The organism is Streptomyces lancefieldiae, from assembly GCF_031845825.1.
Taxonomy (GTDB): Bacteria; Actinomycetota; Actinomycetes; order Streptomycetales; family Streptomycetaceae; genus Streptomyces; species Streptomyces lancefieldiae.
This window is the reverse complement of sequence record NZ_JAVRFH010000119.1, coordinates 1-7,020: the sequence shown is the minus strand read 5'-3', so window position 1 is coordinate 7,020 and position 7,020 is coordinate 1. Positions and strand designations below refer to the sequence as shown.

Annotated in this window: 5 protein-coding genes; 2 read left to right on the top strand and 3 right to left on the bottom strand. The window is 71.6% G+C overall.

Features of this window, described 5'->3' with window-relative positions; translation table 11 throughout:
• Positions 1-399 precede the first annotated feature (399 nt).
• Positions 400-948 (bottom strand): MarR family winged helix-turn-helix transcriptional regulator, encoded by a 549-nt coding sequence (locus RM812_RS40150; RefSeq protein ID WP_311585632.1) that lies wholly within the window; start codon positions 946-948, stop codon positions 400-402.
• 134 nt (positions 949-1,082) lie between these two features.
• On the opposite strand from RM812_RS40150, the gene RM812_RS40145 reads away from it, so the two are divergent.
• Complete coding sequence (locus RM812_RS40145; RefSeq protein ID WP_311585634.1) at positions 1,083-2,360, top strand: MDR family MFS transporter; 1,278 nt, start codon at positions 1,083-1,085, stop codon at positions 2,358-2,360.
• Between the two features lie 56 nt (positions 2,361-2,416).
• On the opposite strand, the gene RM812_RS40140 is transcribed toward RM812_RS40145, so the two are convergent.
• Both RM812_RS40140 and RM812_RS40135 read right to left on the bottom strand, forming a co-directional pair.
• Positions 2,417-4,069 carry a SpoIIE family protein phosphatase gene (locus RM812_RS40140; protein ID WP_311585630.1) on the bottom strand — a complete coding sequence of 551 codons (1,653 nt, stop codon included), beginning with the start codon at positions 4,067-4,069 and terminating at the stop codon, positions 2,417-2,419.
• A gap of 186 nt (positions 4,070-4,255) precedes the next feature.
• Positions 4,256-5,629, bottom strand: coding sequence for an NAD(P)/FAD-dependent oxidoreductase (locus RM812_RS40135; protein ID WP_311585629.1), 1,374 nt, complete (start codon positions 5,627-5,629; stop codon positions 4,256-4,258).
• A 373-nt stretch (positions 5,630-6,002) separates the two neighbouring features.
• On the opposite strand from RM812_RS40135, the gene RM812_RS40130 reads away from it, so the two are divergent.
• On the top strand, positions 6,003-6,770 hold the full coding sequence (locus RM812_RS40130) for a TetR/AcrR family transcriptional regulator (protein ID WP_311585627.1): 768 nt from the start codon (positions 6,003-6,005) through the stop codon (positions 6,768-6,770).
• Positions 6,771-7,020: the final 250 nt, after the last annotated feature.

Below are 7,020 nucleotides of genomic sequence, written 5' to 3'. Positions count from 1 at the left end.
TTTCCGACTCTATCAGATCCTTTTCCGATCCGATTTCCTCGGTGCTTTCCAGGTTCCCGCTTCCGCGTTTCCCTTTCCGGCGGTTCCGACTCTATCAGATCCTTTCGGGCCCTGATTCCCCGTCAGAAGGGGTTGCCTTCCCGGCTGTTGGGCCGTTCCGACGTCTCAAACCTTAGCGGACTCTCTCGGCGATTCCCAATCGGTGTCGATCGGCTCCGCCAAGCCCCATCGGAATTGAATTCGGACATGCCGAAATCATTCCCACTGGGAGGTCGTGCTGGTGGTTTGGTTGCCGCTGCTGCGGCGGGAGGTGCTACCGAAGAACCGTTACGGCCCCGCGGCAACCCGGAGAACTTTACGGATGCCGTAGGAGGCTGTCAAGAAGCCTTGTCAAGATCTTTAATCGAGGTCGCTGAGCCGGCCGCCCGCGTCCGGCTGGGCGTGCTCCACCCTGCGGAGGAGGCGGGTGAGTACCTCGCCGAGCGCCGCCCGGTCGTCGGCGGAGAGGTCCTGGAGGAGGTCCTCCTCGAAGACCGTGGCCAGGCGCATGGCCTCCAGCCACTTCTCACGCCCCTCGGCCGTCAGCTCGACGATCACGCGGACCCGGTTGGTCTCGTCCCGGTCGCGGGTCACCAGACCCTCCGACACCATCCGGTCGATGCGATGGGTCATCGCGGCCGGTGTCAGGCCGAGGCGCTTGGCGAGGTCGCCGGGGCCCAGACGGTACGGGGCTCCGGAAAGGACGAGCGCCTTCAGCACCTCCCAGTCGGTGGTACTGATGCCGAGCTCGGCGGTCTGCCGGCCGTACGCGACGTTCATACGGCGGTTGAGACGTGAGAGGGCAGAGACGATCTTCTCGACCTGCGGGTCGAGGTCCTGGAACTCGCGCTGGTAGGCGGCGATCTGTTCTTCGAGTGGCGGCTCGCCTGCGCCGGAGGTGTCACCCATGGCCGCAGTATGGCACGCGCCTTTGCCTCGAAGTCCTTCGCTGTGTACTCTTTAGCTTCGAACTTTAGCTTCTAAGTCTTCAGCTTCAACGGCTGAAGCGGTCTCCCCAAGAGAGGGTGAACGTGACCAGGGCAATGGGCGCGGCGATGCGCCGGATCCACGTGGGCAACGCACTCAGCGCGTTCGGGCTCGGCTTCACCGTCCCCTACCTGTACGTCTATGTGGCGCAGGTAAGGGGACTGGGTTCCGTGACGGCGGGTCTCGTACTCGCCGTCTTCGCCGTGGCCGCGCTGATCGTGCTGCCGTTCGCCGGGCGGGCCATCGTCCGGCGGGGCCCGCTGCCGGTGCTGCTCGTCGCCTTGGTCACCGCCGCGCTCGGCGCGCTGAGCCTGGGGCTGTCGGCCTCGGCGGCCACCGTGCTGCTGTCCGCCGCCGCGCTGGGGGCGGGACAGGCCGTGATGCAGCCGGCGCTCGCGACGATGATCGTGGACTGCTCCTCGACCGAGACCCGGTCGCGGGCGTTCGCGATGCAGTTCTTCCTGCAGAACCTGGGGCTCGGCGTCGGCGGACTCATCGGCGGTCACCTGGTCGACACCACGAGCGCCTCCTCCTTCACGCTGCTGTTCGCGATCGAGGCGGCGATGTTCCTGCTGCTGGTCGTGGTGATGGCGACGGTGCGCACGCCGCGCGCGCCCCGTGTGGAGGAAGCCCCGGGGCAGTCCGGCGGGAGCAGTTGGAAGCAGCTGCTGGGGAACCGGGCCATGGTGCAGCTCTGCGTGCTGGGCTTCGTGCTCTTCTTCGCCTGCTACGGGCAGTTCGAGTCGGGCCTGAGCGCCTACGGCGTCGAGGCGGCCGGGATCTCCACGTCCGCGCTGGGGACGGCGTTGGCGGCGAACACGCTGGTGATCGTGGTCGCGCAGTTCGCGGTGCTGAAGTTCGTGGAGCGGCGGAAGCGGTCGCGCGTGATCGCGGCCGTGGGGCTCATCTGGGCCGTGGCCTGGGCGGTGGCCGGATACGCCGGGCTGGGGCACGGCAGCCAGACGATGGCGACGGCCGCGTTCATCTCGACGTACGCGCTGTTCGGGCTGGGCGAGGCCATGCTGTCGCCGACGCTGGCACCGCTGGTGGCGGACCTCGCGCCGGCCGGGATGGCCGGGCAGTACAACTCCGCCTTCGCCCTGGTGAAGCAGCTCGCGCTGGCCATCGGGCCCGCGGTGGGCGGGCCGCTCGGGGCCTCGCTGCACGGTCCGTACGTCGTGGCGTTCCTGCTGTTCTCGCTGGGCATCACGGTGCTGGCGGTGCGGCTGGGGCGTCAGCTCACGGACGTACAGAACCAGCCGTCGCTCGCCGGGAGCCGGGTGGTCACGCAGGGCGGGGCGCCGGCCGACACGGTGGCTGCCGCGGAGGCGTGACCGGGGTCGTGACGGGTTCCCCGCCCGTCACGACCCCTGGCTCACACCCCACGGACTCACGGCTTCGGCAGGAGGAACTCGCACCAGACCGCCTTGCCGCCCCCGGGTGTGCGCCTGGACCCCCAGTGGGAGGCGATCGTCGCGACGATGGCGATGCCTCGGCCGGACTCGTCGGCCGGTTCCGCGCGGCGGCGTCGGGGCAGGTGGTCGTCGCCGTCCGTGACCTCGATGATCAGGCGGCGGTCGGTGCGGCGCAGGCGCAGGCGCATGGGGGGTGTGCCGTGCTGCAGCGAGTTGGCGACCAGTTCGCTGGCGGCCAGGACGCCCAGGTCGTGCAGCTCGACGGGGAAGCGCCAGCTGGTCAGCACGCCGGAGGCGAAGGCACGCGCGCGTGGGGCCGCTTCCACGCCGCCGAGCAGTTCCAGCGCGGCGTTGCGGAACAGCTCGGCCTGCGCGCCCTTGCGGGCGGGGTGCTGAAGGACCAGGACGGCGACGTCGTCGTCGTGGTCGGGGGTGACGCCCGCCGAGCGGACCAGGCGGTCGCAGATCACCTGGGGGCTGCCGGTGGCACCGGACAGGGCGCGTTCCAGGGCGGCGATGCCCTCGTCCAGGTCTTCGTTCCGGCGTTCCACCAGGCCGTCGGTGTAGAGGACGGCGGTGGAGCCGGGACTCAGGGCGATCGAGCCGGACGTGTGCACCCAGCCGCCCGTACCGAGCGGGGGGCCGGTGGGTTCGTCGGCGCGCTGGACGGTGCCGTTCTCGTCGCGGACCAGGATGGGCAGGTGTCCGGCGGAGGCGTACACCAGCCGGCCCTCGTTGGGGTCGTGGATGGCGTAGACACAGGTGGCGATCTGGTTGGCGTCGATCTCGGCGGCCAAGCCGTCGAGGAGCTGGAGGACCTCGTGCGGGGGGAGGTCGAGGCGGGCGTAGGCCCTGACCGCCGTGCGGAGCTGGCCCATGATCGCCGCCGCGCGGACGCCTCGTCCCATGACGTCGCCGATGACCAGGGCGGTGCGGCCGCCGCCGAGCGTGATCACGTCGTACCAGTCGCCGCCGACCGCGGCCTCGGTGCCGCCGGGGTGGTACGTGGCGGCGACGCGCAGGTCGTCGGGCTCCTCCAGCTCCTGTGGGAGCAGGGAGCGCTGGAGGGTGACGGCGGTCTCGCGCTGGCGGCGTTCGCTCGCGCGGAGGCGGCCCGCGGCCTCGGCGTGGTCGGTGACGTCGGTCGCGAAGACGAGGACGCCACGGGCACCGTCGCTGCCGCCGCCCTCGGTGACCGGCGTGCAGGTGAAGGTGTAGGAACGGCCGTCGGGAGCCTTGCGGGACTTCAGGGTGCGGGGCCTGCCGCTGCGCTGGACCTGGTCCAGCAGCGGGAAGAGACCCGGCTCGTCGAGCTCGGGCAGGGCCTCGCGGGCCCGTACGCCCAGGTCGCGCATGCCGAAGGCGGCGACGTAGGCGTCGTTGACGTAGGCGAGGCGGTGGTCGGGGCCGTGGACGAGGGCGACGAGGGCCGGGACGCGGTCGAGGACGTCGCGCACGGGCAGGTCGTCGACGGCGGGTACGGGCGGGGCCTCGTCGGTCAGCTGTTCGGCGCGGGCGGGGGGCACGGAGCCGTCTCCCCGCCGGTCCGGGGAGACCGTCGTGTCGGTCCGCGCTGCGGCGCGGCGCTGCGTTCCGGGGAGTCGGGCGCTCCAGCGCGTGAAGTTCACGAATCCTTGCCTCGTGTAGTTGTCGGCGGCCGGGAACGGGACGGGCCGGGAACGGCCGGGCCCCGGGGCCGCGCGGGAGCGAGCGGCGGCGCGCCCGCGATGGTGGACCAGTCTGGCAGGGTGCCGGCCGGGCCGACATCCGTCAGACGCCGGACCGGCCGGGGGAGTTCCTGGGTCCGGTCAGGACTACCCCTTCGGGTTGCGCGGTGGTTCCTGAGAAGGCTTTCCACCGGCCGCGAGTTCGAACTCCGCTCGCGGATGTTCGAGTGAACCGAGGGAGACGATCTCCCGTTTGAAGAGTCCGGCGAGGGCCCATTCGGCCAGCACGCGCGCCTTGCGGTTGACGGTGGGGACGCGGCTGAGGTGGTAGGCGCGGTGCATGAACCACGCGGGGTAGCCCTTCAGCTTGCGTCCGTAGACGTGCGCGACGCCTTTGTGGAAGCCGAGGGAGGCGACGGATCCGGCGTACGTGTGCGCGTACGTGTCCAAGGGCTCCCCGCGCAGGGAGTGCGCGACGTTGTCGCCGAGGACCCTGGCCTGGCGGACGGCGTGCTGGGCGTTGGGGGCGCATTCCCGGCCGGGTTGTGCGGCGGTGACGTCGGGGACGGCGGCGGCGTCTCCCGCGGCCCACGCGTGCGTGGCGCCGTCGACGGACAACTGGGGCGTGCACTTCAGCCGGCCGCGGTCGTCGAGGGGCAGGCCGGTGGCGGCGAGGACCGGGTGGGGTTTGACGCCGGCCGTCCAGACGACCGTACGGGTGGGGAAGCGGGCGCCGTCGCTGAGGACGGCGACGCGGTCCGTGCAGGACTCGAGGCGGGTGTCGAGGCGTACGTCGATGTTGCGGCGGCGCAGTTCGGTGACCGTGTAGCGGCCGAGCTCCTCGCCGACCTCGGGCAGGATGCGGCCCGAGGCCTCGACGAGGATCCACTTCATGTCCTCGGGGGTGACGTTGTGGTAGTACCGCGCGGCGTACCGGGCCATGTCCTCCAGTTCGCCGAGCGCCTCCACGCCCGCGTAGCCGCCGCCGACGAAGACGAAGGTGAGGGCGGCGTCGCGGAGGGCTGGGTCGCGGGTGGAGGAGGCGATGTCCATCTGCTCCAGTACGTGGTTGCGCAGGCCGATGGCCTCCTCGACGGTCTTGAAGCCGACGCCGTGGTCGGCGAGGCCGGGGACGGGCAGGGTGCGTGAGACCGAACCGGGCGCGAGGACGAGTTCGTCGTACGTCAGCCGACGGTCGCCCGCGCCCTCCTCCTCGGTGGCGAGGGTGGTGACCGCGGCGGTGCGCGTCGTGTGGTCGACGGACCGCGCCTCGCCGACGACGACGTGGCACTGGCCGAGGACGCGGCGCAGCGGCACGACGACGTGCCGCGGGGAGATGGAACCGGCCGCCGCCTCGGGGAGGAACGGTTGATACGTCATGTAGGGGTCGGGGGTGACGACCGTGATCTCGGCCTCGCCCCGCCGGAGTTCGCCCTTGAGGTTCCGCTGCAGACGCAGGGCCGTGTACATCCCGACGTAGCCGCCGCCGACAACGAGAATGCGCGCACGTTCCTTCACCATCCCATGACGCACCCGCCGCTTGCGTTTGTCCACAGGCTCAGCGATTTGTGTGACCGGAGACCGTGGCGACACGGGGCCCGGCGGACCGCCGCGATCCGGCGCTGCCGCGCAGGTCAGCAGGGGTGGACGCGGGGGCGGAAGGCGGCACATTCGGGGCGTATGCGATCCGTACTCCGATCGAGGGGCACTCCGTGCGGAACGTTCCTCTTCTGAATTGACCCTCCCTCAACTATGTTCATTCCCACGGCGTGCAGGGGGACGTGCACCTCGGGTCCGCGACGGGCGGACCTCAGAACCGGGCCGTTCCACGCACTCCGACTTTCGATGGCGGGGAGAGTCTCCGGGGGGAGACGTCATTACCGGGGGATTGTCTATGCATGTTCAGGACTCTCATTGGTCGTCCGCGTCCACAGTCGCGCACGGTGGCGTCGTGAGCACGGCGCCGGGCGGCGGACGCGGAGAATCGGCACGCAGCGCACCGCTGCGCGTGGACGCCCAGCGCAATCTGGAGCACGTGCTGCGCGCGGCGCGCGAGGTGTTCGGCGAGCTGGGGTACGGCGCGCCGATGGAGGACGTGGCGCGGCGCGCGCGGGTCGGCGTCGGCACGGTGTACCGGCGCTTCCCGAGCAAGGACGTCCTGGTACGCCGGATAGCCGAGGAGGAGACGGCACGGCTGACCGATCAGGCCCGGGCGGCGCTCGGGCAGGAGGACGAGCCGTGGTCGGCCCTGTCGCGCTTCCTGCGGACGTCGGTGGCCTCGGGCGCCGGCCGGCTGCTGCCTCCGCAGGTGCTGCGGGTCGGCGTGCCGGACGACGGCGTGGCCGGTGAAGCGCGGCTGCCGCAGCAGCGGATACAGCCGGGCTCGGGCGAGCTGCGGCTGGTCTCCGAGGAGGCCGCGCCGGTCGGTACGCCGGTTTCCGTGGAGGGCGACGACGGGGCGGCGGCACTGCTGGAGGTCGTGGGCCGGCTCGTGGAGCGGGCGCGTACGGCGGGCGAGCTGCGGCCGGACGTGTCGGTGTCGGACGTACTGCTGGTGATAGCCACGGCGGCGCCCTCACTGCCGGACGCGGCCCAGCAGGCGGCGGCCTCGGCCCGGCTGCTGGACATCCTGCTGGAGGGACTGCGGTCACGACCGGCCTGATCCGCCGGAACCCAGCTCCACTTCTCGACGCACACCGGGGGTGGGCGGCGCGGCCCCGCTACGGGGTACCTCCCCCACTCCCGGCTGCGCTCGAGCGGGGAACCCCCATGAGGACCCCCATCACCCACCCGTGCCGCCCTGGGGGTACCTCCCAGGCCGTTCAGACACTGGGGGAGGCACGACTGCCCGCAGCCGCGCGGCACGGGCTGCCCGCAGTTACGCGGACGGAAAACCGCGTACGGCGGTAAGG

Bases quoted from the DNA above. Each gene is read 5' to 3' on its own strand.
- RM812_RS40130 (WP_311585627.1), top strand. From the start codon at position 6,003: ATGCATGTTCAGGACTCTCATTGGTCGTCCGCGTCCACAGTCGCGCAC.
- RM812_RS40145 (WP_311585634.1), top strand. From the start codon at position 1,083: ATGGGCGCGGCGATGCGCCGGATCCACGTGGGCAACGCACTCAGCGCG.
- RM812_RS40135 (WP_311585629.1), bottom strand. From the start codon at position 5,629: ATGGTGAAGGAACGTGCGCGCATTCTCGTTGTCGGCGGCGGCTACGTC.
- RM812_RS40150 (WP_311585632.1), bottom strand. From the start codon at position 948: ATGGGTGACACCTCCGGCGCAGGCGAGCCGCCACTCGAAGAACAGATC.